Genomic DNA, 24,811 nt, shown 5'->3' with positions numbered 1-24,811 from the left:
AACAGTGGGCCAAGCTTAGGTCACTCCCACTCGATGGTCGCAGGCGGCTTGCTGCTGACGTCGTAGGTCACGCGGGAGACGCCGGTGATCTCGTTGATGATGCGGTTGGAGACCTTCTCCAAGAGCTCGTAGGGCAGGTGCGCCCAGCGGGCGGTCATGAAGTCGATGGTCTCCACGGCGCGCAGCGCGATCACCCACTCGTAGCGGCGGCCGTCGCCGACCACGCCCACGGACTTCACCGGCAGGAAGACGGCGAAGGCCTGGCTGGTCTTGTGGTACCAGCCGGCGTTGTGCAGCTCCTCGATGAAGATGGCGTCGGCCTCGCGCAGGATGTCGGCGTACTCCTTCTTCACTTCGCCGAGGATACGCACGCCCAGGCCCGGCCCCGGGAAGGGGTGACGGTAGACCATGTCGTAGGGCAGGCCGAGTTCGACGCCGAGCTTGCGCACCTCGTCCTTGAACAGCTCGCGCAGCGGCTCGACGAGCTTGAGCTTCATGGTCTCGGGCAGGCCGCCCACGTTGTGGTGCGACTTGATCACGTGCGCCTTGCCGGTCTTGGCGGCGGCGGACTCGATCACGTCCGGGTAGATGGTGCCCTGGGCCAGGAAGTCGACGCCCTCGATCTTGGCGGCCTCGGTATCGAACACGTCGATGAAGGTGTTGCCGATGATCTTGCGCTTGGCCTCGGGCTCGTCGACACCCTCGAGCTTGCCGAGGAACAGGTCTTCGGCGTCGACGCGGATCACCCGCACGCCCATGTGCTTGGCGAAGGTCTCCATCACCTGGTCGCCCTCGGCCTTGCGCAGCAGGCCGTTGTCGACGAACACGCAGGTCAGCTGGTCGCCGATGGCCTTGTGCAGGAGGGCGGCGACCACGGAGGAGTCGACGCCGCCGGAGAGGCCGAGCAGCACGTGGCGGTCGCCCACCTGGTCGCGCACGCGGGCGATCTGGTCCTCGATGATCTGCGCCGGGGTCCAGTTGCGCTCGCTGCCGCAGATATCCAGCACGAAGTGCTCGAGGATGCGCTGGCCCTGCAGGGTGTGGGTCACCTCGGGGTGGAACTGCACGCCGAAGAAGCGCTTCTCCTCCCAGCTCATGGCGGCGATCGGGCAGCTCGGGGTGGAGGCGGTCACCGTGAAGGTATCCGGCACCTCGGCCACCTTGTCGCCGTGGCTCATCCAGACGTCTAGCAGGCTGCGGCCGGTCTCGTGGTCGATGTGATCCGAGATGTCCTTGAACAGCGCGGTCTCGGCATCGAGGCGAATCTGGGCGTAGCCGAACTCACGCACGTTCGATCCGGCCACCTTGCCGCCGAGCTGCTCGGCCATGGTCTGCATGCCGTAACAGATGCCGAACACCGGCAGGCCCATCTCGAACACGCACTGCGGGGCGCGGGGCGAATCCAGCTCGGTGACCGACTCGGGGCCGCCGGCGAGGATGATGCCGTTGGGGGCGTACTCGCGAATCTCGGCCTCGGTGATGTCGAAGGCGCGAACCTCGGAGTAGACCCCGATCTCGCGCACGCGGCGGGCGATCAGCTGGGTGTACTGGGAGCCGAAGTCGAGGATCAGGATCTTGTGGGCGTGAATATCGGTCATGGGAACGTCTCGGTGTGGCGGCAGGCCGGATCCAAAAGCGAGCGGCGGGGTTGCCCCCGCCGCGGTAGTTCTGAGGTCGGGATCACCCGGCCCGGTAGTTCGGGGCTTCCTTGGTGATCTGCACGTCGTGCACGTGGGACTCGTTGAAGCCGGCCCCGGTGATCTGCACGAACTGCGGCTTGGTGCGCATCTCCTGGATGTCGCGGCAGCCGGTGTAGCCCATGGAGGCGCGCAGGCCGCCCATCAACTGGTGGACGATGGCGCTCATCATGCCCTTGTAGGGCACGCGGCCTTCGATGCCTTCCGGCACCAGCTTCTCGGCGCCCTCGCTCTTGTCCTGGAAGTAGCGGTCGGCGCTGCCCTGGGTCTGGGACATGGCGCCCATGGAGCCCATGCCGCGGTAGGCCTTGTAGGTACGGCCCTGGAAGAGCTCGATCTCGCCCGGCGCCTCCTCGGTGCCGGCCAGCAGGCCGCCGGCCATCACGGTGCTGGCACCGGCGGCGATGGCCTTGGACAGGTCGCCGGAGAAGCGCACGCCGCCGTCGGCGATCAGCGGGATGTCGTAGGGCACCAGGGCCGCGGCGACGTTGGAGACGGCGGTGATCTGCGGCACGCCGACGCCGGCCACCACGCGGGTGGTGCAGATGGAGCCGGGGCCGATGCCGACCTTGACGGCGTCAGCGCCGGCCTCGGCCAGCGCCTGGGCGGCCTCGGCGGTGGCGATGTTGCCGCCGATCACCTGGATCTGCGGGAAGTTCTCCTTCACCCAGCGCACGCGCTCGATCACGCCCTTGGAGTGGCCGTGGGCGGTGTCGACCACCACCACGTCGACCCCGGCCTCGGCCAGGGCGGCCACGCGGTCCGGCGTCTCGGGGCCGGTGCCCACGGCGGCGCCGACCAGCAGGCGGCCGTCGGCGTCCTTGGCGGCGAGGGGGAAGGTGCGAGCCTTCTCGATGTCCTGGAAGGTGACCAGGCCGCGCAGGCGGTTCTCGTCATCGACCACCAGCATCTTCTCGATGCGGTGCTCCTGCATCTTGCCCTTGATGACGTCGAGGGTGGTGCCCACCGGCACGGTCACGAGCTTCTCGCCGGGGGTCATGATGTCGGCGACGCTGTCGCCGTGGTTGGGCTGGAAGCGCATGTCGCGCTCGGTCACCAGACCCACCAGGGTCTCCCCTTCCACCACCGGGAAGCCGGAGAAGCCGTGCTCCTCGGCCATCGCCAGCAGGTCGGCGAGCTTGGCCTTGGGGCTGACAGTGACCGGGTCCTTCACGATCACGCTCTCGTGCTTCTTGACCTTGCGCACCTCGGTGGCCTGCTGCGCCATGGTCATGCTCTTGTGGATGATGCCGATGCCCCCTTCCTGGGCCATGGCGATGGCCAGGCGCGCCTCGGTGACGGTGTCCATGGCGGCGGAGACCAGCGGGATGTTCAGGTAGAGATCCCGGGTCAGGCGAGTCCGAAGGCTGACGTCGTTAGGCAGGACCTCGGAATACCCGGGGACGAGTAATACGTCATCGAACGTAAGAGCTTCTTGGGCCATACGTAGCATATGCGGCAACACCCATGGAGGTAGGAGGAGGGAGTGAAGTTAATCCCCCATTATAGCGGTCGGCCCCGGGGTCCGGCAATCCGTGGCGTGCCTGCTCACTCCTCCTCGGCGCGGCGAAACTCGCGCCGCCAGCGCTCCAGGAAGGCGGCCCGGCGCTGGGGATCGACTAAGGCCAGCAGCGAGGCGTTCAAGGGAATCGGGAAGAGCCGCTCGCCCACCTGATCGCGCAGCCGCGCCGCCGTGAAGGGCCCCACGATGTCGGGGCGCACGCTGAACAGCGGCGTCTGGCCGGCCAGCACTCGCTGCCCCTCGCGGCCGAGCAGGAAATTGACGAAGGCCTCGGCGGCCACCGGGTGCGGCGCGTCGCGATGGACGAAGGCCATGCGCATCATCACCAGCGAGTAGTCCCGTGGCACCTGCACGATCACCTCGGGATGCTCCTGGGCCCAGACCATGGCATAGGAGCCGAGCAGGTTGTAGCCGAGCCAGTAGCGCCCGTCGGAGAGCCCCTCGAGCATCGCCCGGGTGCTGCCCTCGAGGTGAGCGCTTACCCGCCCCATGCCGGCCACCAGGTCCCAGAAGCGCGGCGTATAGCGGGCGTCCTGCTGGTGGAGGGTGTAGCCCACCCCGCTCTTCAGGGGCGAGTAAGTGGTCACCTTGCCCTCGAGGGTCTCCCGCTCGGTGGTCAGCAGGGTGTGCAGGTCGGCGTGGGTCTGGGGTGGGGCCATGTGACGCGAGAGGTCGAGCCGGTAGGCCATGACGATGGGCTCGAAGGTGAAGCCGAACACCTCGTCGCGCCACTTGGCCCAGGCCGGCCAGCGCCGCGCCGCCAGCGAATCCAGCCGCCGCGCGTAGCCCTGGTTGACCCGCGCCATCTGCCAGGGCATCGCCGAGCTGATCACCACGTCCGGCGCCGGATCGGTCTCGGCGACCCGGGCATCGACCTCCAGGGTCGAGCGGTCGTGATAGACCAGGCGGATCTCGGGATGGGCGGCGCGAAAGGCGTCGAGCAGCGGCGCGACTACCTCGCGGTCGAGCGCCGCCTCCACCACCAGCGGCGTCGGCGCCGCGCGCAGCGGGCCGGCGCCGACCAGCAGCAGCGCCAGCAGACCGAGGGAGAGGCTGACTCGCCAGGACATCATGGGGCCTCCTCGGGATCGCACAGGGGCAGGTGAAGCCTGACCACCAGGCCGTGGGGGGCTCGGGCGCCGAGGGTCAGCCGCCCGCCGAGCCGCCGGGCGATGGAGTCGACGATCGACAGGCCGAGCCCGGAGCCGTCGGTATCCTGGCGCCCGCCCCGCTCGAAGGGCTGCAGCAGCCGCTCGCGGGCCTCGGCGGGCACGCCGGGGCCGTCATCCTCGACGAATAGCAACGCCTCGTCGCTATGCGCCGCCACCCCCAGGGTGATGACGCTGCCCGGCGGCGTGTAGCGCAGGGCGTTGTCGATCAGGTTGCCGAGCAGCTCGCGGATCGCCCAACCCTCGGCGCGCACCCAGACCGGCCCGGCGGCAAGCTCGGCGAGGCCCAGGTCGTGGTCCCGGGCCGCCTCGCGCCCGGCCCAGTCGAGCACGGTCTCGCGCAGCGCGGCGGCGAGGTCCAGCGGCGCCACCGCCTCGGCCTCGCCGAGGTGGCGCAGCCGGGCCAGGCTCAACAGCTGGCCGGCGAGCCGGCTGGTGCGCCCGGCGCCCTCGTGCACCGCCGTCAGGGCGGCCCGCCACTCGGCCGGCTCCTCGCTCGCCAGCGCCAGCTCGCTCACGCTCTGCAGCCCGGCCAGCGGGGTCTTGAGCTGGTGGCTGGCGTCAGCGGTGAAGCGCAGCAGCGCCTCGCGGCTCTGGCGCTGGCGGGCGAAGAGGTGATCGAGGGTCTGGGCCAGCTCGCGCATCTCCTCGGGCACCCGGGCGTCCAGCGGGCGCATGTCATCGGCGTCGCGGCGGCGCAGCACCCGGCGCAGCCGGCGCATCGGCCCCAGCGCCACCCGCAGGGCCAGGGCCATCAGCACCCCGGCCAGCAGCACCATGGCCACGAAGCGCGTCAGGGTGCGCTCGAAGAGCTCGTCGGCCAGCGCCATCCGCCCGGCGCGTGTATGGCCCACCCAGACCTGCACCGGCTCCTGGGAAACCCAGCCCGCGGAGTCGACCTCGCGGCCGTAGAGCCGCCAGGCCTCACCGTCGAGGCGGGCGGTCAGCGCCAACGGCGCCTCGGCCGCCCGCTCGCGCCAGTCAGGGTCGATGACGAAGGGCAGGTTGGTGGAGACGGGCTCACCGTCGGCGTCGAGCACGGCGTAGAAGACCCGCTCCTGGTGCCGGGTGGCCAGTATCTGCAGGGCCGCCGCGGGCACCTCGATCAGCGGCTCGCCCTGCTGCCACTGCACGGCCTCGGCGATGGTCAGGGCGGCGGCCTCGAGCTGGCTATCGAAGGCGCGCTCGGCGGCGCGCTGGCTGCTCACCCGGGCCTCGATCATCAACAGCGCCCCGAGGCCGGTGACGGTGACCAGCAGCCACACCGCCAGGCGGCGCTTGAGCGAGCCCGTGACCTCGATCACCCGACCTCGTCCTCCAGCCGGTAGCCGAGCCCGCGGAAGGTGCGGATCTTGAGCCCGGAGCCGGCGAGCCGCTTGCGCAGCCGGCTGACGTAGACCTCCAGGGCGTTGGAGCCCACCTCGTCGAAGCCGAATAGGCGCCGCTCCAGCGCCTCTCGTGGGGCGATGCTGCCGGCGTGCAGCAGCAGCCCCTCGAGCAGCAGCAGCTCGCGGCGCGGCAGCGCGAGCGTCGCGTCGTCCAGGGTCGCCACGCCGGTGGCCGGATCGAAGACCAGCCCGCCGAAGCGCAGGCGATTGTCGCTGCGCTGCTGGCTGCGGCGCAGCAGGGCCCGCACCCGGGCCTCCAGCTCGGCGATCGAGAAGGGCTTGGCGAGGTAGTCGTCGGCGCCGAGGTCGAGACCGCTAACCCGGTCGTCGATGCCGTCGCGGGCGGTGAGGATCAGCACCGGGGTGGTGTCGCCGCGGTCGCGCAGCGCGGCGAGCAGCTCGAGGCCGTCGCCGTCGGGCAGGCCGAGGTCGAGCAGGATCAGGTCGAAGCGGTCGTGGCCCAGGGCGGCCCGGGCCTCGGCGTGGGTGGCGAACACCTCGACGGTATTGCCCAGGGGCGCGAGCGCCCGCTCCAGGGAGCGGGCGATCAGCGCATCGTCCTCGATGACCAGCAGGCGCATACGACCAATGTCTCAGGCGGTAAAGGGAAAGGTGACAGGTTCATGAAAGGTGGCGGCCCTAGCATCGCCCTGGCCATCACGCGAGGCGCAAGCAGGCCTCGCTCACGTCGCATAACAAGAGAACAGGAGTTCGCCATGAAGATCAACACGGCCATCCGCCACGCCTCCGGCCTCGCCCTGCTGGGCGGTGCCCTGCTCGCCGGCCCCGCCCAGGCCGCCGGCGAGGCGGAATGCATCGCCCCCGCCAAGCCCGGCGGCGGCTACGACCTGACCTGCCGCCTGGCCGCCAACGGCCTGCTCGAGACCGGTCGCATCGACTCGCCGATGCTGGTGACCTACATGCCCGGCGGCATCGGCGCCGTGGCCTACAACCACGTCAACGGCGTGCGCACCGACGACGAGAACCTGATCGTCGCCGCCAGCACCGGCGCCGCGGTCAACCTGGCGCTCGGCAAGTTCGGCCAGTACGACGCCGACGAGGTGCGCTGGCTGGGCGCCCTGGGCGTCGACTACGGCGCCATCGTGGTCGGCGCCGACGCGCCCTGGCAGTCGCTGGACGAGCTGATGGCCGATCTCCAGGCCAATCCCGGCGAGATCGCCTTCGGCGCCGGCGGCACCGTGGGCAGCCAGGACTGGATGAAGGCCGCGCTGACCGCCAAGGCCGGGGACGTCGACCCGCGCGACCTGCGCTACGTGGCCTTCGAGGGCGGCGGCGAGGCGCTGGCCGCGCTGCTCGGCGACCACATCCAGGTCTTCACCGGCGATCTCTCCGAGCTCCAGTCGCAGCTCGAGAGCGGCAAGGTCCGCGTGCTGGCGGCGCTCTCCGAGGAGCGCATGGGCGGCCCCTACGCCGAGATCCCCACCGCCGCCGAGCAGGGCTACGACGTGCAGTGGCCGATCTGGCGCGGCTACTACATGGGCCCCGAGGTCAGCGACGAGGCCTACCAGGCGTGGGTCGAGCGCATGCAGGCCCTGGCCGAGGACCCGGCCTTCGCCGAGATCCGCGAGGCGCGCGGCCTCTTCCCGATGTCGCGCTTCGGTGACGACTTCGACGCCTACGTGAAGGAACAGGTCGCCGGCTTCCAGTCACTGGCCGAGGAAGTGGGTCTGAAATGAGCCAAGTCACCAAGCCGGTCGCCGACCGGCTCCTGGGACTCGTACTGATCGGCCTGGCGGCGTTCGTCGCCGTCCAGGCCATCAACCTCGAGGTCCCGTTCAGCTACGAGCCCGTGGGTCCACGGGCGTTTCCGCTGGGTCTTTCGATCCTGCTCGCCGGCCTCTCGCTGGTGCTCGTCGTCAAGCCCGGTGCCGACGGCCACTGGCCGCACAAGGCGCTGACCCTGCGCCTGCTGCTGGTGCTGGGCCTGCTGCTGGCCTACGCCATGCTCTTCACCCGCCTGGGCTTCATTCCCACCTCGCTGCTGGTGGTGGCCGCCCTGGCGAGGCTCTTCGGCGCCAGCAATGGCAAGGCGCTGATCACCGGCGTGCTGCTCTCCGCGGGCAGCTATGTGCTGTTCACCGAGGGCCTGGGCATCGCCCTGCCCACCGGCACCTGGCTTGCCGCGCTCATCTAGAGGACTGCCACCATGTTCGATTTCCTGATCGAGGGCTTCGGCGTCGCCCTGACGCCGCTCAACCTGGGGCTGGCCTTCCTCGGCGCGCTGCTCGGCACCCTGTTCGGGGCGCTGCCGGGCATCGGGCCGATCAACGGCATCGCCATCCTGATGCCGCTGGCCTACACCCTGGGCCTGCCGGCCGAGTCGGCGCTGATCCTGCTGGCCGGCATCTACACCGGCGCCGAGTACGGCGGGCGGATGTCGAGCATCCTGCTCAACGTGCCGGGCGACGCCGGCGCGGTGATGACCACGCTTGACGGCCACCCGCTGGCCAAGAAGGGCCTGGCCGGCCCGGCGCTCGGCCTCTCGGCGGTGAGCTCCTTCGTCGGCGCCACCATCGCCATCATCGGCCTGACGCTGTTCGCGCCGCTGCTCGCCGAGGTGGCGGTGATGTTCGGCCCCGCCGAGTTCTTCGCGCTGATGGTGTTCGCCTTCTCGTCGATGTCGGTGATGATGGGCAAGGACCCGATCAAGACCGCCATCGGCGCGGTGCTGGGCGTGCTGATCGCCACCGTGGGCGTCGACTCCGGCACCGGCGTGATGCGCTACACCTTCGGCATGCCCGAGCTCTACGACGGCATCGACTTCGTGGTGATGATCATCGGCCTGTTCGCGATCAGCGAGATCCTGCTGATGCTGGAGCACGCCCACCGCCAGGACAGCGACGGCGAGCTGCCGCCGCTGGGCCGGGTCTTCGTCAGCGTGAAGGAAGTGCTCTACTGCAAGGGCGCCATGTGGCGGTCGGGGCTGCTCGGCTTCATCATCGGCGTGCTGCCCGGCACCGGGGCCTCGGTGGCCGGCGCGGTCTCCTACACCACCGAGAAGCGCCTCTCCGACAAGGAAGGCACCTTCGGCAAGGGCGACATGCGCGGCCTGGCGGCCCCGGAGTCGGCCAACAATGCCGCGGCGGCGGGCTCCTTCGTGCCGATGCTGACGCTCGGCATCCCCGGCTCCGGCACCACCGCGGTGCTGCTCGGCGCGCTGATGCTCTACAACATCACCCCCGGGCCGATGATGTTCACCGAGCGGCCCGAGGTCGCCGGCGGCCTGATCGCCTCGCTCTACATCGGCAACATCGTGCTGCTGGCGCTCAACCTGCCGCTGGCCGGGGTGTTCGCCCGGGTGCTGACCATCCCGCGCTGGGTGCTGGTGCCGGCCATCGCCATCCTCGCCTTCGTCGGCGTCTACCAGCTGCACTCGGACCTGACCGCCATCTACCTGATGCTGCTGATCGGCGTGTTCGGCTACCTGCTGCGCAAGCTCGGCTTCTCGCTGGCCCCGGTGATCCTGGGCTACGTGCTGGGCGGGCTGATGGAGCAGAACCTGCGCCGGGCGCTGTCGATCAGCGGCGGCGATACGGGCATCCTGTGGCAGTCCGGCATCTCGCTGGGGCTGTGGATCGCCGCCGCCGCGCTGCTGGTGCTGCCCTGGCTGGTGCCGAAGCTGCTCGCCGCACGCACCCGCCGCCACGCCGGCTGACACTGCCTCGGGCCCGCTTCGGCGGGCCCGAGACGTTTCGTACGGAGATGCCTCGACGTGCCTTTCGCCCTACCCCCTGCCGTCCCCGCCCTGCTGCGCTTCCTGCCCACCCTGGCGCTCGGCCTCGCCGGCGGCGCGGCGGCTTTCGCCATCGACCTGCCGCTGCCCTGGCTGCTCGGCGCCATGCTCGCCACCACCCTGGCGAGCCTCGCCGGCGCGCCGCTGCGCTCGCCGGGACGGGGGCGCCAGGGCGTGCTGGTGGTGATCGGGGTGATGCTGGGCTCGGCCTTCACCCCGGAGATGTCCGGCGACCCGGGACGGTGGAGCCTGAGCCTGGCGGCGATGCTCGGGGCCACGGCGGTGATGATGGGCTTCTCGGTGTGGTTCTCGCGGCGCATCGCCGGCCACTCGCTGGATACCGCCCTCTACGCCGGGGTCCCCGGCGGCGTCTCGGCGGTCACCGGCATGGCGCTCTCCTCGGATGCCGACCTGCGGGTGGTCGGCATGACCCACGCGGTGCGCATCCTGGTACTGCTGGTCGCCATTCCGCCGGTGCTCGACGGCATCGGCCACGTCAGCCTGAGCGCCGCCACCCCGGACCCGGCCCGGTGGCTGTGGCTGCCCGGCCCGGTGGATGCCGCCTGGCTCGCCGGGGCCGGGGTGCTGGGCGCCTGGCTCGGGAAGCGGCTGCACCTGCCCAACGCCCTGCTGTTCGGCCCCGCGCTGGTCTCCTCGGCGCTGCACCTGACGGGGCTGACCCATGCGGCCCTACCGCCGACGCTGATCGCCCTGGCCCAGGTGATCATTGGCGTCTCGGTGGGCGTGCGCTTCACGGGGACCTCGCTGTCCACGCTGGGCCATACCCTGGCGATGGCCGCGCTGCAGGCGCTGGGCCTGCTGGCGATCGCCATCCTCGCCGCCTGGGCCATCCACGAGGCGACGGGGGTGTCGCTGGCCGCGGCGCTGCTCGCCTACATGCCGGGCGGGGCGCCGGAGCTGAGCCTGGTGGCGCTGTCGCTCGGCATCGACCCGGCCTTCGTGACCGCCCACCACCTGCTGCGCATCACGGTGTTGATCCTGCTGATGCCGGTGCTGCTGGGCGCCTGCCGGCGACTGACCGCCTAGCGTTGCCAACCCACAGGTCGGCCTGCGGACGACGCCGCCATCCATGCTAGGCTGGGCGGCGTTCCCGCCGGAGACCCATCCCATGCCGCCGCCCCTCAGCGACACGCCCCAAGACCCTGCCCGCGATAACGAGGCGCTCTCCGTCAGCGAGCTCAACCGGCGTGCCCGGCGCGCGCTCGAGCAGGACGTCGGCGAGGTGTGGGTGGAGGGCGAGCTCTCCGGCGTGTCGCGGCCCAGCTCGGGGCACGTCTACTTCACCCTCAAGGACGACAAGGCCCAGCTTCGCTGCGCGCTGTTTCGCACTCGCGCACGCTTCGTCGCCGCGCCGATGCGCGACGGCGACCGCGTCAAGGTGCGCGGGCAGGTGTCGCTCTTCGAGCCCCGCGGCGACTACCAGCTGATCGTCGAGGCGGTGCGCGCGGCGGGCGAAGGCGAACTGCTGGCCGCCTATGAGCGCCTCAAGGCGCGTCTCGCCGCCGAGGGCGTGTTCGCCAACGCGCGTCCCCTGCCCTTCCCGCCGCGCCACCTGCTGGTGCTCACCTCGCCCACCGGCGCGGCGATCCGCGACGTGCTGGCGGTGCTGGCGGCGCGCTGGCCGCTTTCGCAGGTGACGCTGATCCCGGTGCCGGTGCAGGGTCGCGAGGCGGCGCCGGCGATGATCGGGGCACTGGGGCTGCTTAATCGCCAGTCGGCCCTGGACCCCGAGCGCGATGCCATCCTGATCACCCGCGGCGGGGGCAGCCTCGAGGACCTGTGGGCCTTCAACGACGAGCACCTGGCCCGGGCGATCTTCCACTCCCGGCTGCCGGTGATGGCCGCGGTGGGCCACGAGGTGGACACCACGCTCGCCGACTTCGCCGCCGACGCGCGCGCCCCCACGCCCTCGGCCGCGGCCGAGCAGCTGGTGCCCGACCGCCGCGAACGGCTCCACCGCCTCGAGCGACTGGCCGAGCGGCTGACCCGCGCCCAGCGCGCCCGCCTCGACACCGATGCCCAGCGCCTGGATCACCTGCGCGCGCGGCTGCGCCACCCCGGCGAGGTGCTGGCGGCGCGTCGCCAGCAGCTGGATCAGCTGGAGGCGCGGCTGCGCCGGGCCATGCGGGCACGGCTCGACCAGGAGCGGCGCCGCGCGCACCACCTGCATCAGCGCCTGGCCCTGCGCTCGCCGGACCGGCTGACCGACCAGGCCGGGCAGCGGCTCGAGCGCGCCACCCAGCGCCTGCATCAGGCGATGCCAAGGGCGCTGGCCCGCCACCGGGAGCGGCTGGGCGGGGTCGTCCGCGAGCTGCAGGCGGTGAGCCCGCTGGCGGTGCTGGGGCGCGGCTATGCGATCCTCGAGGACGAGCGGGGCCGAGTGGTCCGCCGGGCGGCGGACACCACCCCGGGCCAGGCGCTGGAGGCGCGCCTGGGCGAAGGGCGGCTCGCGCTCACGGTGACCGGCGTCGGGAGCGATGGCGCAGCGGCCCGTGGCGGAAAGACATCGAAGAGATAGTTTATGGAATATAAATATTCCATAACATGATATTTATACTGATACCGTCCTCCCCTTGACGACGGGAGGCCGATGCCTATATCTCAAGGGACTAGGCCCCTTCCCGAGCCCGACCGCCGGTCGCTCGGGGACATATCCCCCAACCACAGGGAGCACCACCATGTCACTGCGCATCAATGACGTCGTACCGGACTTCGAGGCCGAGACCAGCCAGGGCCCGATCCGTTTCCACGAGTGGATCGGCGACAGCTGGGCGATCCTGTTCTCCCACCCGAAGGACTTCACCCCGGTCTGCACCACCGAGTTCGGCGCCGTGGCCAAGCTCAACGCCGAGTGGCAGAAGCGCGGCACCAAGGTGATCGGCGTCTCCGTGGACGGCGTGGAGGATCACAAGAAGTGGATCAACGACATCTCGAGCTTCGCCAGCTGTGACGTCGGCTTCCCGATCATCGCCGACGAGGGCCTCAAGGTCGCCAAGCTGTTCGACATGCTGCCGGCCGAGGCTTACCTCCCCGACGGCCGCACCCCGGCCGACAGCGCCACCGTGCGCACGGTGTTCATCATCGGTCCGGACAAGCAGCTCAAGCTCTCCATGACCTACCCGATGAACGTGGGCCGCAACTTCGCCGAGGTGCTGCGCGCCCTGGACGCCCTGCAGACCGCCAACGGCAAGGGCGTGGCCACGCCGGCCGACTGGAACGTCGGCGAGGACGTGATCATCCCGCCGACGGTCTCCGATGAGGACGCCAAGGCCAAGTTCGGCGAGTACGAGACCATCTTCCCCTACCTGCGCCGGACCAAGCTGCCCGAGTAAGGCGGGCGCTTCATCCCCACACGACAAGGCCCCCTGCCTCGGCAGGGGGCCTTGCGTTGTGCGCCATGAATCCCGCGCTACGGGCTAGTGGTGCTCGGGCTGGCGCGCCGCGGGCTTGAAGGCGGAGGGCTCGAGCTCGTGGCGGGCCAGCAGCTTGTAGAAGTCGGTGCGGTTGCGCCCGGCGATGCGCGCCGCCTGGGTGACGTTGCCCTCGGTGATCTTGAGCACCTTGACCAGGTAGCTGCGCTCGAAGCCGGCCCGGGCATCGTTGAAGGTGGGCATGGCGTTCTCCTCGGCGACCAGCGCCTGGGCCACCAGCCCCTCGGGGATCATCGGCGAGGTGGTCAGGGCCACGCACTGCTCCACCACGTTGACCAGCTGGCGCACGTTGCCGGGCCAGGCCGAGGTGGCCAGCAGGTTGAGCGCCTCCGGCGAGAAGCCCTTGACGAAGGGCTTGTGCCGCGCGGCGGCCTGGGCGACCAGGTGCTTGGCGAGCAGCGGCACGTCCTCGGCGCGTTCCTTGAGGGGCGGCAGGCGCAGGTTGACCACGTTGAGCCGGTAGTAGAGATCCTCGCGGAACTCGCCCTCGTGCATGGCGCGATCCAGGTCGCGGTGGGTCGCCGAGATGATCCGCACGTCGATGGGCACCGAGGTGGTCGAGCCGAGCGGGCGGATCTGGCGCTCCTGCAGGGCCCTCAGCAGCTTGACCTGCAGGGTCAGCGGCATGTCGCCGATCTCGTCGAGGAACAGGGTGCCGCCGTCGGCCGCCTGGAAGAGGCCGCGGTGCTCACTGACCGCCCCGGTGAAGGCGCCCCGGGCGTGGCCGAACAGCTCGCTCTCCAGCAGCTGCTCGGGCAGCGCCCCGCAGTTGATCGCCACGAAGGGCTTGTCGGCCCGCGAGCTCGCCTTGTGGATGGCGCCGGCCAGCAGCTCCTTGCCCGAACCCGAGGCGCCGGTGACCAGCACGCTGACGTCCGAGGCGGCGACCATGCGCGCCTGCTCGAGGATGCGCTCCATCTCGGGGCTGCGGGTGATGATCGCCTCGCGCCAGCGATCGTCGCCCTCGGTGGCGGAGGTCGAGGTCTGGGCCAGGGCGTCGTCGATGGCCGAGAACAACTCGTCGCGATCGACCGGCTTGGTCAGGAAGCCGAACACCCCCTGTTGGGTGGCACTCACCGCATCGGGAATCGAGCCGTGGGCGGTGAGCAGGATCACCGGCAGGCCCGGCAGACGGCGCTGGATCTCCTGGAACAGCGCCAACCCGTCCATCTCGTCCATGCGCAGGTCGGTGAGCACCAGGTCCGGGCGGGCGACCTCCAGCCGCTTGAGGGCCTCGCGTCCGCTCTCGGCGGTGGTGACACGATAGCCGCGGCTCTCGAGCCGCATGCCCAGCAGTTTCAGGAGGCTGACGTCGTCGTCCACCAGCAGGATGTGCGCGCCATGATCGCCGGCGGCGTGGGGCAGGCGTCCGGTCTGCTTCATGTCGTCTCTCCGGGGTTATTCACTCTGCTGTCGCAGGTTGATGTTTTGTTCGATGGCGGTGAGCTGCTCGAGCTTCTCGGCCATGGCCTCGATCTCCTCGCTGAGCGCCGCCTTCTCCTCCGCGATGGACTCGTTGGCGCTGCGCTGCTCGGCCAGCTGACCGGACAGTCGCCGGCGCCCCTCCAGCTCGTTGAGCCAGTAGCGCAGCAGCGGCTGCAGCTCGGTCGGAGCGCTCGCCAGGTCGGCCTTGTAGAGCTCCGAGGCGCGGTTCCACTGCTGCCCGCTGCCCCCCCAGGAGAGCAGCACGGCGCGGGCCAGGCGGCGCTCCTTGGTCTCGCCCGCGAGGCTCGCCAGGGTGCCCTCGCGCCACGCCCGGTCGCCTCGCTGGGAGGCCAGGCCGAAGGCCACCCACTCGGGCAACAGGCACTGGTCGTCGTCGAAGTCCGGCAGCGCATCCGTGCAGGAGGGCGTGCCCTGGGAGGCGTTCGGCATCGCCACGCCCGGGGAGTGGGGCGCCAGCGGCGCGGGCATATACTGACATCCAGTCAGCCACAGCGTGGTCAGACACAGCAGCCAGGGGCGTAGAGTCATGACAGGTCCTTCGTTGCGTCGTCACCCATCAGGGCGGGTCTCGATGTCGGGTCGCCCTGCTCGGGCGACGGGGTCGGCCAGGGCAGGGTGAGCCGGAAGCACACCGCCAGCCGCGCGTCGTCCACCAGCTCCAGGGTGCCCTGCTGGAGGCGGGCGCAGTCGGCGGCCACCGAGAGGCCGATGCCGGAGCCCTTGAGCGGGCCCTTGCGGCGCACCCGCCCCTGGTAGAAGGCGTCGAAGAGCCGCTCGCGATCCTCCTCGGCGATCGGCTCGCCGCTGTTGGCGACCTCGACCACCAGGCGGTCCGGCAGCGTGCGGGCGCGGATCTCGAGTTCGCCGCCATCCTCGCCATAGGCCACGGCGTTGGAGATGAGGTTGTCGAGCACCCGGGCGGTGGCGGTGCCGTCGAGCGCCCAGTTCAGCGGGCCATGGAAGCAGTTGACCCGCATCTCCTTGTTGTCGAGCGCCAGGCGGTGCTTGGCGAGCACCTCCTTGACCACGGTGGCGACGTCCAGCCGGGCGATATCGAGCTGACGACTGTGCTTGAGCAGGTTGTAGTCGAGCAGCTGCTCGATCAGCTGCTGCAGCTCGCGCCCGCTGGTATCGATCAGGTCGAGGATCTCGCGCTGGCGCGGCGTGACCTCGCCGGCCACGCCGTCGGCAAGCAGCGACGAGCCCTCGCGCACGCTGGCCAGCGGCGTCTTGAGCTCGTGGGACATGTGGCGCAGGAACTGCTGCTTCTGGGCCTCCAGGTCGTCGAGCCGGGAGGCCAGCCAGTCCAGGCGCTCGCCCAGGGTGACCAGTTCCGCCGGCCCGTTGAGGGGACTCTGGTCGCGTTCGTTGTCGCCGCCCAGGCTGCCGATGCCGAGGATGCGCCGCTCGAGCTGGCGGATCGGATGGATGATCAGCCGCGTGAACAGCAGCATCAGCACCAGGCTCGCCGAGACCAGCGCCGCGGTCTGCCACCACAGGCGGATCTGCACGTCCTCGGCACGCGCGCTGATGGTGTCGATGCGCTCGTCGATTCGCCGGTTGGTGGCCTGTCGCATCGCCTCGGTATGCTGGGCGAAGGGCAGGAAGTCGGAGAGCCGCGCCTTGAATTCCTCGAGCGGCAGGTCGGGCAGCTCGGCGAGGCCATCCAGCGCCTCCTCCAGCGCCGCCACGTGGGGATCATCGGGCAGCAGCTGGCGCTGCTGGGCCAGCAGCTGCCGGAACTCCGCGAGGCGCTCGTCGAAGATCTCCAGGAGCCCCTCCTGCTCGACCACCGCGTACTGGCGCGCGCCGCGCTCCATCTCCAGCGCCAGCGCGCCCAGCGAGCGGGCACGCCGGGTCTCCTCCACCGCCTGGCGGGCACTCTCATCCGCCAGGCGCGAGAGCTCGGAGAGGGCCTGACCGGCCTGGATCATCAGCACCGCCAGCGGCAGCATCACGACCAGAAAGGCCAGCAACACCAGCTGCAACAGCGAGCGCGGGCGCCAGCGGCGCGTTACGGCTGTGGTCATGAACAGCGTTCTTTGCAGGAGGGTAAAGGGAACCACCATCGTCCATCCCTTAGGATACCAGAGATCGGCCGACCGCCTCGCGCTCGTTCGGCGTCACCCGCAGGCGAAAAAAAAGGGCCGGCATGGCCGGCCCAATACGCAGGGAACTGAAGGGTCTGGAAACGCCACCGATCGTCGACCTGGTCCGACCATCGCTGACCTCCCCAAGGGCCAGAGGCCCCCGAAGCCATGAGAACGCCGTCTGCCACCAGGGGCCGGTCGTTCCCATGCGGGTGGCCGACCGGCCACCCCGCTTCGTTACTGGCGACAGCGCCGCAAGGGCGATGCCGCGCGATTCGATCCCCCCTGACGGGGGAGAGGCATCCTTGCCAGGGCATCCTTGCCCTCTCGATACCGATCCTTGCCTCTCGGCGGTACCGTCTCATCGCAACCTAAAGTCACACATCGCTTGGAGCAGACACTGGTCGCATTCGGGGGACCGGGCGCACAGGGTAGTGATGACGCGGCGCCCCCTCGGCAACCGGAAAACGGATCGAGCCGTATGACCCGCTTCCCTTGCTCACCCAACCTATTGCCAGCTGCGTGCCAAGAAACCCTATATTTCTTTAAAATCATCGACTTAAAAAAGTCACGAGGCGACGAGTGGGCACACGAGACGCCCAGGCGGGAAGAAACAGAGGCGGGAGCGGGCCATTTCGTCGCCAGATGGAGACGCCTTTCCGACCTAACCGGGAAAATCGTTGCTGGTCAGCGGATTGCGGCGTTCCTCGGCGGCGACGCCGCGGTGCCGGGCGACGCCTCTCGGCGACAACCCGGCCGTTCAGGCGAGGGTCTTGATCAGGATCTTGGACTTGCGGGCGTGGTTGTAGGTGTCGCGACGCAGGGTGGGCAGCGCCTCGATGTCGGCCAGGCGAAAGCCGTGCTCGAAGAACCAGTGGGTGGTGTGGGTCGTCAGGGCGAACAGCGACGAGAGCTTCAGGCGGTGGGCCCGGCGTTCGATCTCGGCGAGCAGCCGCTCGCCCCGCGCGCCGCCCCGGTAGTCATCGTGCACGGCCACGCAGGCCAGCTCGCCCATGTCCGCCTCGCCGAAGGTGTGCAGGGCGGCACAGCCGATGATCATGCCGTCGCGATCGATCACCAGGTAGTCGTCGATCTCGTACTCCAGGCGCTCACGGGAGCGCGGCACCAGCATGCCCCGCGACTCCAGCGGCTCGAGCAGTTCCACCAGCCCGCCGATGTCGCCGAGTTCCGCCGGACGCAGCTGCTCGTAGCGGTGCTCGGTGATCATGGTGCCCACGCCGTCGCGGGTGAACAGCTCGCCGAGCAGGGCGTCGTGATCGTGCCAGGAGAGCAGGTGGGTGCGGGCGACCCCGTGGCGCGCGGCCGCGCAGGCCGCCCCCAGGTGCCGGGCCAGCTCGCTGGCGGGATCGGCCTGGGTGAGCAACGGCGCGGCCTCGGCCGGGGTCAGCTGGCGCTGCAGCTGGCCGCTGGCGTCGACCAGCCCGCAGGCATCGCCGAGCAGGATCAGCTTGTCGGCACCGAGCGCCGTGGCGGCATGGTGCGCCACCTCGGCGGCGTCCAGGTCGAAGACCTCACCGGTGCTGGAGAAGCCCAGCGGCGGCAGCACCACCAGGGCGCCCCGCTCGAGCAGCCCCTCGACCGCCTGGTCGCGCACCCGGCGCACCTCGCCGCTGCGGTCGAAGTCGATGCCGTCGCGCACGCCCAGCGGCTTGGCCATCACCAGGTTGCCGGAGACCACGGTCATCTCGATCCCGTGCAGCGGCGTGTTGGGCAGGCCGGGCGAGAGCCGCGCCTCCAGCCACAGCCGCTGCTCGGCGGCGATGCGCTCGACCCGCGCCATGATCGCCTCGTCGGCCACCCAGCGCCCCCGATGGCGGGTCGGCACGATGCCGGCCTCGTCCAGCGCCTGCTGCACCTGGGGACGAATGCCGAACACCACCACCAGGCGCACGCCCAGGGTATGCAGCAGCGCCAGGTCCTGGATCAGCTGCTCGCCGCGACCGCTCGCCATGGCCTCCCCCTCGATCAGGATGACGAAGGTTCGTCCCCGATGGGCGTTGATGTAGGGCGAGGAGTTGCGAAACCAGTCGACGAAGGGGAAACGAGTATCCAAGGCCGCACTCCGGCAGCAGGTGAACGAAGGAGGGGTCGACGCTCACTATATCAGAGCGACGAAAACGGCGGCACCACCGAGGTGATGCCGCCGCCAGGGCCTCCGGGCGAGCTCGGACTAGCCGAACATGCCCTTGAGCGTGAAGAAGAACAGGATGGCCAGGCCCGCGCCCGCCGGCAGGGTGATCAGCCAGGACATGGCGATGGTGCCGATGACACGCAGGTTGAGCGCCGCCATGCCGCGCGCCAGGCCCACGCCGAGCACCGCCCCGACCAGCGTATGGGTGGTGGAGATCGGCAGGCCGGTGCCCGAGGCGAGCACCACGGTGGTGGCGGCCGCGAGGGTAGCGGCGAAGCCGCGGCTCGGGGTCAGCTCGGTGATGCCGGTGCCCACGGTGGCGATGACCTTGTGGCCGTAGGTGACCAGGCCGACGACGATGCCGCCGCCGCCCAGCACCAGCACCCACCAGGGCACCAGGGCGGCGCCCTCGACCTTGCCGCCGGTCTGCACCACGCTGATCACCGCCGCCAGCGGCCCCACGGCGTTGGCCACGTCGTTGGAGCCATGGGCGAAGGCCATGGCGCAGGCGGTGAAGATCATCAGCACGCCGAAGACCCGCTCCACCCCGGAGAAGCCGAACTGGTCGGCCTGACGGCTGGCAGCCTTGACGCGACGCTCCATGAAGACGCCGAGCGCCGCGATCAGCAGGCCGGCAAGGATGGCGAGCAGCAGGCTGGTGCCAAAGCCGAGATCCAGGCCGACGTGCTTGAGGCCCTTGGTGAGGGTCACCATGGTCACCGCGAAGCCGACCAGGAAGATGTACATCGGCACGTAGCGCTTGGCCGCGGCGAAGGGATCCTGGGCCTCGAAGATCAGGTGCTGGACCGACTTGAAGAGCGTGAAGGCGATGGTGCCGGAGAGCAGCGGCGAGACCACCCAGCTGGCGGCGATGGTGCCCACCGCGCCCCAGTCGACCGCGGCCGCGCCGAGGCCCGCCACCGCGAAGCCGACGATGGCGCCGACGATGGAGTGGGTGGTGGAGACCGGCCAGCCCTTCATGGAGGCGACCAGCAGCCAGGTCGCCGCCGCCAGCAGCGCCGCCAGCATGCCGTAGACCAGCAGCTGGGGATCGTCCTTCAGAAGCTCGGGATCGATGATCCCCTTGCGGATGGTGTTGGTGACCTCGCCGCCGGCCAGCCAGGCGCCGAGGAACTCGAAGATCACGGCGATGATGATCGCCTGCTTGATGGTGATGGCCCGGGAGCCCACCGAGGTGCCCATGGCGTTGGCCACGTCGTTGGCGCCGACGCCCCAGGCCATGAAGAAGCCGAAGAGACAGGCGAGGATGATGAAGACCTCACCGTGCTGAGCAATGATCGACATAGGGAGCGTTCCCTTGTTGCGGTCAGAAGAAGAGCGAAACAACGGGGCCCCGGGATCGCCGGGGCCGCTGCGTTCAGTTGGCCGTCATGATCTGCAGTCGGCTGCCGACGCGCTCGGCGCGGTCGGAGAGCTCGCCCACCCAGTCGATGATCTTGTAGAGGAACATCACGTCCACCGGCGGCAGGCGGTCCTCGAGCTCGAACAGCTGGCGGCGGATCGCCACCTGCTGGCTGTCGGCCTGCTGCTCGAGCACGTGCAGCTCGCGAATCAGCTTCTGCATCACGTCGGAGACGTTGCGCCCGAAGCCGGACTCGAGCAGGTCCTTGAGCTCCTCGAGGGCATGGCGCGCCTGGGCCACGCAAGCCACCGAGGTGCGCATGTAGTCGCGCATCGGCTGGGCCAGCTCCTCGGGCATCTGCATGCGACGACCGAGCATGATGCCGGTGATGTCGCGCACCTTGTTGGCGATCTTGTCCTGGACGCTGATCAGGTCGAGCAGGTCGGAGCGAGAGACCGGCAGGAACATGGTATTGGGCAGGTTGAGACGCAGCTCGGTCTTGAGCTCATCGGCCTCGTGTTCGAGGCGGGTGATGGTCTCGCGATGCTGCTCGGCGGTGTCCCAGTCGCCCACCAGGGACGCCTCGAAGAAGGGCAGCAGCTCGTCGGCACACGCGTTGGCCTTGACGATGTGGGCCAGCAGCGGATGGAATGGCGAGCGGCCGAACATCGCGGAGAAGGGATTGGATGTCACCATGGGGCATCTATGAACCTGGAAAAATGGCGGCGTCAGTATAGTGACTGACATCCCCAGCGTCATGAAAAAATCATCCAATATTCATCAAAACGAGGTAGCTCTCCCGATGGCACACGAGATCGAACTCAAGCTCGCGCTGGGGACCGAGAGTGCCGAGGCCCTGCGACGACATCCCCGCCTGGCCGGCGTCACGCCGACCCTCACCCAGCTGGGCAACACCTACTTCGACACCCCCGAGGGCGATCTGGAGAGCGCGCGCATGGCGCTGCGCCTGCGCCGCGCGGACGGGCGACTGCTGCAGACCCTCAAGACCCGCGGCCAGGGCGGCGGCGGGCTCTCGACCCGCGGTGAGTGGGAGTGGGAGGTGCCGGGTCCCGGCCTCGACCTCGAGGGGCTGGCGGCGCTGCCGCCCCTGGCCGAGCGTGAGGCGGGCCTGCTCGAGCGCCTGGCCCCGCGCTTCGCCACCGACTTCGCCCGCGAGACCTGGTGGCTCGATCATGAAGGCGCGACCATCGAACTCGCCCTGGACCTCGGCGAGATCCGCGCGGGCGAGCGGGTCGTGGCGATCCGCGAGCTGGAGCTCGAGCTCAAGGCGGGCGAGCCCGAGGCGCTCTGGTCGCTGGCCGAGGCCCTGACCGACAGCGTGGCGCTGCGCCCATCGGACACCAGCAAGGCGGCCCGGGGCGGCGCCCTGCTCGAGGGGGCGCGATCGCTGCCCGAGGCCAGTTCCCCCGTCGGCTGGCTGCACCGCGCCACCGTGGCGCTGGATGCGCTGGCGGATAGCGGCGACGACGCCTGGCGCCTGGAGGCGCGCCGGGCCTTCCAACGGCTGGCGGAACTGGGCGATGATGCTGATGGAGACAACGGCGCCGCCTCACGGCGCGACGAGGCCCGGGCGCTCGCCGAGGCGCTGGACGACGAGCCCTGGCTGACCCCGACCTTCGGGCGGCGCATGCTGCGCCTGGCCCGCCGGCTGCCCGGTGACGCCGACCTGAGCTGAGCTCAGCCGACTCCGCCCGACGGGCCCGGCCCGCCACCACAAGGACGACGCTCGTGAACTACCTTCCCAAGCCCGCGGGCGAAGGCCTGCGCACCCGGGTCTTCCAGATCATCTTCGAGTCGGACACCCTGGCGGCCAAGGCCTTCGATATCGGGCTGATCGTGGCGATACTGGCCAGCGTGATGGTGGTGATGCTGGAGAGCGTCGCGGCCTTTCGCGACGGCCACGCGGCGCTCTTCTACTGGATCGAGTGGGGGTTCACCATCGCCTTCACCCTCGAGCTCGTGGTGCGCCTCTACTGCCTCGAGCGCCCGCTGCAGTACCTCAAGAGCTTCTACGGCATCATCGACCTGGTGGCGATCCTGCCCACCTGGCTGGCGCTGATCCTGCCGGGCGCCCAGTCTCTGGTGGTGGTGCGCCTGCTGCGCACCCTGCGTATCTTCCGCGTGCTGCGCCTGATGGAGTTCGTCGGCGAGGGGCGGCTGCTGGTCGACGCCCTGAAGCGCAGCAGCCACCAGATCTTCCTGTTCCTGTTCACCGTCTTCATGCTGGTGACCATCTTCGCCTCCCTCGTCTACCTGATCGAGCCCGAGGAGGCCGGCTTCACCAGCATTCCCACCTCGATCTACTGGGCGGTGGTCACCCTGACCACGGTGGGCTACGGCGACATCACACCGGTCACCCCGCTGGGCCAGGCGATCTCGGTGATGGTGATGCTGATCGGCTACTCGATCATCGCGGTGCCCACCGGGGTCTTCTCCGCCGAGGTGATCCGCTCGATCCGCGCCGATCGCTACTCCGACGAGGCCTGCCCGGGGTGCGGCCACGACCGCCACGAGCAGCGCGCCCGGTACTGCCTGCGCTGCGGCACCTGGCTGGACGAGAACTCCCCCGACCCGCGCCTGCCCGAGTCGGAGCAGGAGGCTCAGGAAGGCTCGGACGAGGGTGACGACGAGGACGAGACGCCCCCGCCGGCACGTTGAACCGGCGGCGGGGGATCGACGCGGGGAATCAGACCTGGAAGGGACGGACGTCGCCGCGCCCTTCGCGCAGGATGGTCGGCGGCAGGTCGCGCAGGTCGATCACGCTGGTGGGCTCGAGATGGCAGGCGCCGCCGTCGATGATCAGGTCGAGATCGTTGCCGAAGCGCTCGCGGATCTCCTCGGCGTCGGTCATCGGCAGCTCCTCCCCCACCGGGATCAGGGTCACGCTCATCAGCGGCTCGCCGAGGGCGCCGAGCAGTTCCCGGGTGATCTGATGATCCGGCACCCGCACGCCGATGGAGCGGCGCTTGGGATGCAGCAGCAGCCGCGGCACCTCGGTGGTGGCATCGAGGATGAAGGTATAGGCCCCCGGCGTGTGCGCCTTCAGCAGCCGAAAGACCGTGTTATCCACCTTGGCGTAGGTGCCGATCTCCGAGAGGTCCGAGCAGACCAGGGTAAAGTTGTGCTTGTCGTCCAGCGAGCGTAGCCACTTGATCTTCTCGATGGCCTTCTTGTCGCCCAGGTGGCAGCCCAGGGCATAGCCGGAATCGGTCGGATAGGCGACCACGCCGCCGCGGCGAATGATCTGGATCGCCTGGTCGATCAGGCGCTTCTGGGGATTGTCCGGGTGGATCTGGAAGAACTGGCTCATGCGAGCTCCCTGTTCGGTGACCGGAAATGGGGTAGCGCCACGATAACACGTGGCGCCGGGCGCACGATGAGGCCGACCGCCACCGGCGCGTGTTCAGCCGGCGGCCGTCGCGGCGATGCCGGCTAGGCGCGGATGGGCCCACACCGGCGGCGTGGCGGTGCGCGGTACCGGGCTCATGCTGCCCGGCGCCAGATGGCCGCCGGGGAAGTGGAAATCGCTGCCCACCGAGCCGTAGAGCTCGCGCTCCTGCAGCTGGCGCGCCAGGTCGCGGGTCACGTCGGGATTCTGGAAACCGCTGACCAGCTCCGCGGCCTGGCCGCCGGCGGCGGCGAAGTCGTCGAGCAGCAGCCCGCGCTTGCGCCGGGTCAGGCCGTGGCGCAGCGGATGGGCGAGCACCGCCACCCCGCCCGCATCGAGGATCCAGGCCACCGCCGTGGCGAGAAACGGCCAGTGGGCCTTGATATCGCCGGCCTTGCCGTTGCCGAGGTGCTTCTTGAAGGCGCTGCCGATGTCGGGCACCAGCCCCGCGGCCACCAGCGCCCGGGCGAAGTCGGGCCGCCCCAGCGGGCGGTCGGAGCCGGCCTGCTCCCGGGCCCGGGCCAGGGCGTCCTTCAGGCCGATCTTCTCGAGCCGCTCGGCGATGCGCCAGGAGCGCTGCTCTCGGGCCTCGGCCTGGGCGGCGAGCCCCGCGACCAGGTCGCCCCGCGCCCCCTCGGGCAGCAGGCCCACCACGTGGATGTTGATGCCGCGCCACTGGGTCGAGAGTTCGGTGCCGGGAATCAGGCCGATGCCCTGCTCGCGGGCGGCGGCCTCGGCCTCCTCGATGCCGTCCATGGTGTCGTGGTCGGTCAGCGCCATCAGGGTCACGCCCTTGGCCCGGCACAGCGCCACCACCTCGGCCGGCGGCAGGGCGCCGTCGGAGGCCGTGGAGTGCATGTGCAGATCGACGCGGTGCGGTTCGCCCTCGAATCGGGCGGGAGGTGCGCTCATGGGCATGACGCCGGCAGGTGACTTTGTCAGAATATCCCGACATGGTGCTCGCGCGGCCGATGACGGTCAATGACGAGGCCATCGGCACCCGCGGCGCGAGCCGCCCACCACGAGGAAGAACCGCGATGCTCTACGCCATCATCAGTGAAGATGTGAACGACAGCCTGGAACGGCGCCTGGCCGCCCGTCCGGATCACCTGGCTCGCCTCGAGGCGCTGCGCGACGAGGGCCGCCTGGTGCTGGCCGGCCCGCACCCGGCCATCGACAGCAACGATCCGGGCGAGGCCGGCTTCACGGGGAGCCTGGTGGTCGCCGAGTTCGAGAGCCTCGAGAGCGCCCAGGCCTGGGCCGATGCCGACCCCTACATGATCGCCGGCGTCTACGCCAAGGCGATCGTGAAGCCGTTCAAAAAGGTCCTGCCCTGAGCCTCATCCACAGGTTTTTCTGTCCACAGCCG

The 24,811-nt window shown here is 70.1% G+C and carries 22 protein-coding genes; 9 read left to right on the top strand and 13 right to left on the bottom strand.

Annotation, left to right across the window (positions count from 1 at the left end; all coding sequences use genetic code 11):
• Positions 1-20: 20 nt before the first annotated feature.
• From guaA to ACGTNG_RS10185, 5 genes are all read right to left on the bottom strand, one after another.
• A complete protein-coding gene (gene guaA, locus ACGTNG_RS10205) occupies positions 21-1,598 on the bottom strand; it encodes a glutamine-hydrolyzing GMP synthase (RefSeq protein ID WP_394576908.1) in 1,578 nt (525 codons plus the stop codon).
• Positions 1,599-1,680: 82 nt separating this feature from the next.
• Positions 1,681-3,150: an IMP dehydrogenase gene (guaB, locus tag ACGTNG_RS10200; protein ID WP_394576907.1), complete on the bottom strand. Its 1,470-nt coding sequence runs from the start codon at positions 3,148-3,150 to the stop codon at positions 1,681-1,683.
• A 95-nt stretch (positions 3,151-3,245) separates the two neighbouring features.
• A complete protein-coding gene (locus ACGTNG_RS10195; protein WP_394576906.1) occupies positions 3,246-4,292 on the bottom strand; it encodes an ABC transporter substrate-binding protein in 1,047 nt (348 codons plus the stop codon).
• On the bottom strand, positions 4,289-5,692 hold the full coding sequence (locus ACGTNG_RS10190; RefSeq protein ID WP_394576905.1) for a sensor histidine kinase: 1,404 nt from the start codon (positions 5,690-5,692) through the stop codon (positions 4,289-4,291). Before ACGTNG_RS10190 ends, ACGTNG_RS10195 begins: the two co-directional genes overlap by 4 nt.
• Positions 5,689-6,357, bottom strand: coding sequence for a response regulator (locus tag ACGTNG_RS10185; protein ID WP_394576904.1), 669 nt, complete (start codon positions 6,355-6,357; stop codon positions 5,689-5,691). The genes ACGTNG_RS10190 and ACGTNG_RS10185 overlap by 4 nt, the downstream gene beginning before the upstream one ends.
• A 135-nt stretch (positions 6,358-6,492) precedes the next feature.
• Between ACGTNG_RS10185 and ACGTNG_RS10180 the strand changes: the two genes are divergently transcribed.
• The 6 genes from ACGTNG_RS10180 to ACGTNG_RS10155 all read left to right on the top strand — a co-directional run bounded on the left by ACGTNG_RS10180 (position 6,493) and on the right by ACGTNG_RS10155 (position 12,883).
• Entirely contained in the window at positions 6,493-7,473 is a 981-nt protein-coding gene (locus tag ACGTNG_RS10180; RefSeq protein WP_394576903.1) for a Bug family tripartite tricarboxylate transporter substrate binding protein, read from the top strand.
• A complete protein-coding gene (locus ACGTNG_RS10175) occupies positions 7,470-7,931 on the top strand; it encodes a tripartite tricarboxylate transporter TctB family protein (RefSeq protein ID WP_394576902.1) in 462 nt (153 codons plus the stop codon). Before ACGTNG_RS10180 ends, ACGTNG_RS10175 begins: the two co-directional genes overlap by 4 nt.
• 12 nt (positions 7,932-7,943) lie before the next feature.
• A complete protein-coding gene (locus ACGTNG_RS10170; RefSeq protein ID WP_394576901.1) occupies positions 7,944-9,452 on the top strand; it encodes a tripartite tricarboxylate transporter permease in 1,509 nt (502 codons plus the stop codon).
• A gap of 57 nt (positions 9,453-9,509) precedes the next feature.
• Positions 9,510-10,577, top strand: coding sequence for an AbrB family transcriptional regulator (locus tag ACGTNG_RS10165; RefSeq protein WP_394576900.1), 1,068 nt, complete (start codon positions 9,510-9,512; stop codon positions 10,575-10,577).
• 82 nt (positions 10,578-10,659) lie between these two features.
• Positions 10,660-12,069 carry an exodeoxyribonuclease VII large subunit gene (xseA, locus tag ACGTNG_RS10160; protein WP_394576899.1) on the top strand — a complete coding sequence of 470 codons (1,410 nt, stop codon included), beginning with the start codon at positions 10,660-10,662 and terminating at the stop codon, positions 12,067-12,069.
• Positions 12,070-12,229: 160 nt separating this feature from the next.
• Positions 12,230-12,883 (top strand): peroxiredoxin, encoded by a 654-nt coding sequence (locus ACGTNG_RS10155; RefSeq protein ID WP_394576898.1) that lies wholly within the window; start codon positions 12,230-12,232, stop codon positions 12,881-12,883.
• A gap of 84 nt (positions 12,884-12,967) precedes the next feature.
• Here ACGTNG_RS10155 and glrR read toward each other — a convergent pair whose 3' ends face one another.
• The 6 genes from glrR to ACGTNG_RS10125 form a co-directional block, all read right to left on the bottom strand.
• Positions 12,968-14,365: a two-component system response regulator GlrR gene (gene glrR / locus ACGTNG_RS10150; RefSeq protein ID WP_394576897.1), complete on the bottom strand. Its 1,398-nt coding sequence runs from the start codon at positions 14,363-14,365 to the stop codon at positions 12,968-12,970.
• Positions 14,366-14,380: 15 nt separating this feature from the next.
• Positions 14,381-14,956: a hypothetical protein gene (locus ACGTNG_RS10145; RefSeq protein WP_394576896.1), complete on the bottom strand. Its 576-nt coding sequence runs from the start codon at positions 14,954-14,956 to the stop codon at positions 14,381-14,383.
• The gene (locus ACGTNG_RS10140) at positions 14,953-16,458 is read right to left on the bottom strand and encodes a sensor histidine kinase (RefSeq protein ID WP_394576895.1); all 1,506 of its coding nucleotides are present in this window, start codon (positions 16,456-16,458) and stop codon (positions 14,953-14,955) included. The genes ACGTNG_RS10145 and ACGTNG_RS10140 overlap by 4 nt, the downstream gene beginning before the upstream one ends.
• Before the next feature lie 820 nt (positions 16,459-17,278).
• Positions 17,279-18,592 carry an amino-acid N-acetyltransferase gene (gene argA / locus ACGTNG_RS10135; protein WP_394576894.1) on the bottom strand — a complete coding sequence of 438 codons (1,314 nt, stop codon included), beginning with the start codon at positions 18,590-18,592 and terminating at the stop codon, positions 17,279-17,281.
• A 117-nt stretch (positions 18,593-18,709) separates the two neighbouring features.
• Complete coding sequence (locus ACGTNG_RS10130; RefSeq protein ID WP_394576893.1) at positions 18,710-19,975, bottom strand: inorganic phosphate transporter; 1,266 nt, start codon at positions 19,973-19,975, stop codon at positions 18,710-18,712.
• A 73-nt stretch (positions 19,976-20,048) separates the two neighbouring features.
• Entirely contained in the window at positions 20,049-20,729 is a 681-nt protein-coding gene (locus tag ACGTNG_RS10125; protein ID WP_394576892.1) for a TIGR00153 family protein, read from the bottom strand.
• 106 nt (positions 20,730-20,835) lie between these two features.
• Here ACGTNG_RS10125 and ACGTNG_RS10120 point away from each other — a divergent pair, with 106 nt between their 5' ends.
• Both ACGTNG_RS10120 and ACGTNG_RS10115 read left to right on the top strand, forming a co-directional pair.
• Positions 20,836-21,729, top strand: a complete 894-nt coding sequence (locus tag ACGTNG_RS10120) for a CYTH domain-containing protein (RefSeq protein ID WP_394576891.1) — start codon at positions 20,836-20,838, stop codon at positions 21,727-21,729.
• Positions 21,730-21,782: 53 nt separating this feature from the next.
• A complete protein-coding gene (locus tag ACGTNG_RS10115; protein WP_394576890.1) occupies positions 21,783-22,712 on the top strand; it encodes an ion transporter in 930 nt (309 codons plus the stop codon).
• Between the two features lie 28 nt (positions 22,713-22,740).
• On the opposite strand, the gene ACGTNG_RS10110 is transcribed toward ACGTNG_RS10115, so the two are convergent.
• Both ACGTNG_RS10110 and ACGTNG_RS10105 read right to left on the bottom strand, forming a co-directional pair.
• Positions 22,741-23,364, bottom strand: a complete 624-nt coding sequence (locus ACGTNG_RS10110) for an L-threonylcarbamoyladenylate synthase (protein WP_394576889.1) — start codon at positions 23,362-23,364, stop codon at positions 22,741-22,743.
• A 93-nt stretch (positions 23,365-23,457) separates the two neighbouring features.
• Positions 23,458-24,360 (bottom strand): PHP domain-containing protein, encoded by a 903-nt coding sequence (locus ACGTNG_RS10105; protein WP_394576888.1) that lies wholly within the window; start codon positions 24,358-24,360, stop codon positions 23,458-23,460.
• Between the two features lie 119 nt (positions 24,361-24,479).
• On the opposite strand from ACGTNG_RS10105, the gene ACGTNG_RS10100 reads away from it, so the two are divergent.
• Positions 24,480-24,779, top strand: coding sequence for a YciI family protein (locus ACGTNG_RS10100; RefSeq protein ID WP_108445195.1), 300 nt, complete (start codon positions 24,480-24,482; stop codon positions 24,777-24,779).
• Positions 24,780-24,811 lie beyond the last annotated feature (32 nt).

Origin of the sequence: Halomonas sp. B23F22_3 (genome assembly GCF_043496965.1) — a bacterium.
Lineage (GTDB): Bacteria > Pseudomonadota > Gammaproteobacteria > Pseudomonadales > Halomonadaceae > Halomonas.
Note: the sequence above shows the minus strand (reverse complement) of the source record. Positions and strands in the feature narration are given on the sequence as shown.

Excerpts from the sequence above, each read along its gene's own strand:
- guaA (WP_394576908.1), bottom strand. The coding sequence starts at position 1,598 with ATGACCGATATTCACGCCCACAAGATCCTGATCCTCGACTTCGGCTCC.
- guaB (WP_394576907.1), bottom strand. The coding sequence starts at position 3,150 with ATGCTACGTATGGCCCAAGAAGCTCTTACGTTCGATGACGTATTACTC.
- ACGTNG_RS10195 (WP_394576906.1), bottom strand. The coding sequence starts at position 4,292 with ATGATGTCCTGGCGAGTCAGCCTCTCCCTCGGTCTGCTGGCGCTGCTG.
- ACGTNG_RS10185 (WP_394576904.1), bottom strand. The coding sequence starts at position 6,357 with ATGCGCCTGCTGGTCATCGAGGACGATGCGCTGATCGCCCGCTCCCTG.
- ACGTNG_RS10180 (WP_394576903.1), top strand. The coding sequence starts at position 6,493 with ATGAAGATCAACACGGCCATCCGCCACGCCTCCGGCCTCGCCCTGCTG.
- ACGTNG_RS10175 (WP_394576902.1), top strand. The coding sequence starts at position 7,470 with ATGAGCCAAGTCACCAAGCCGGTCGCCGACCGGCTCCTGGGACTCGTA.
- ACGTNG_RS10170 (WP_394576901.1), top strand. The coding sequence starts at position 7,944 with ATGTTCGATTTCCTGATCGAGGGCTTCGGCGTCGCCCTGACGCCGCTC.
- xseA (WP_394576899.1), top strand. The coding sequence starts at position 10,660 with ATGCCGCCGCCCCTCAGCGACACGCCCCAAGACCCTGCCCGCGATAAC.
- ACGTNG_RS10155 (WP_394576898.1), top strand. The coding sequence starts at position 12,230 with ATGTCACTGCGCATCAATGACGTCGTACCGGACTTCGAGGCCGAGACC.
- glrR (WP_394576897.1), bottom strand. The coding sequence starts at position 14,365 with ATGAAGCAGACCGGACGCCTGCCCCACGCCGCCGGCGATCATGGCGCG.
- ACGTNG_RS10145 (WP_394576896.1), bottom strand. The coding sequence starts at position 14,956 with ATGACTCTACGCCCCTGGCTGCTGTGTCTGACCACGCTGTGGCTGACT.
- ACGTNG_RS10140 (WP_394576895.1), bottom strand. The coding sequence starts at position 16,458 with ATGACCACAGCCGTAACGCGCCGCTGGCGCCCGCGCTCGCTGTTGCAG.
- ACGTNG_RS10130 (WP_394576893.1), bottom strand. The coding sequence starts at position 19,975 with ATGTCGATCATTGCTCAGCACGGTGAGGTCTTCATCATCCTCGCCTGT.
- ACGTNG_RS10125 (WP_394576892.1), bottom strand. The coding sequence starts at position 20,729 with ATGGTGACATCCAATCCCTTCTCCGCGATGTTCGGCCGCTCGCCATTC.
- ACGTNG_RS10120 (WP_394576891.1), top strand. The coding sequence starts at position 20,836 with ATGGCACACGAGATCGAACTCAAGCTCGCGCTGGGGACCGAGAGTGCC.
- ACGTNG_RS10110 (WP_394576889.1), bottom strand. The coding sequence starts at position 23,364 with ATGAGCCAGTTCTTCCAGATCCACCCGGACAATCCCCAGAAGCGCCTG.
- ACGTNG_RS10105 (WP_394576888.1), bottom strand. The coding sequence starts at position 24,360 with ATGCCCATGAGCGCACCTCCCGCCCGATTCGAGGGCGAACCGCACCGC.
- ACGTNG_RS10100 (WP_108445195.1), top strand. The coding sequence starts at position 24,480 with ATGCTCTACGCCATCATCAGTGAAGATGTGAACGACAGCCTGGAACGG.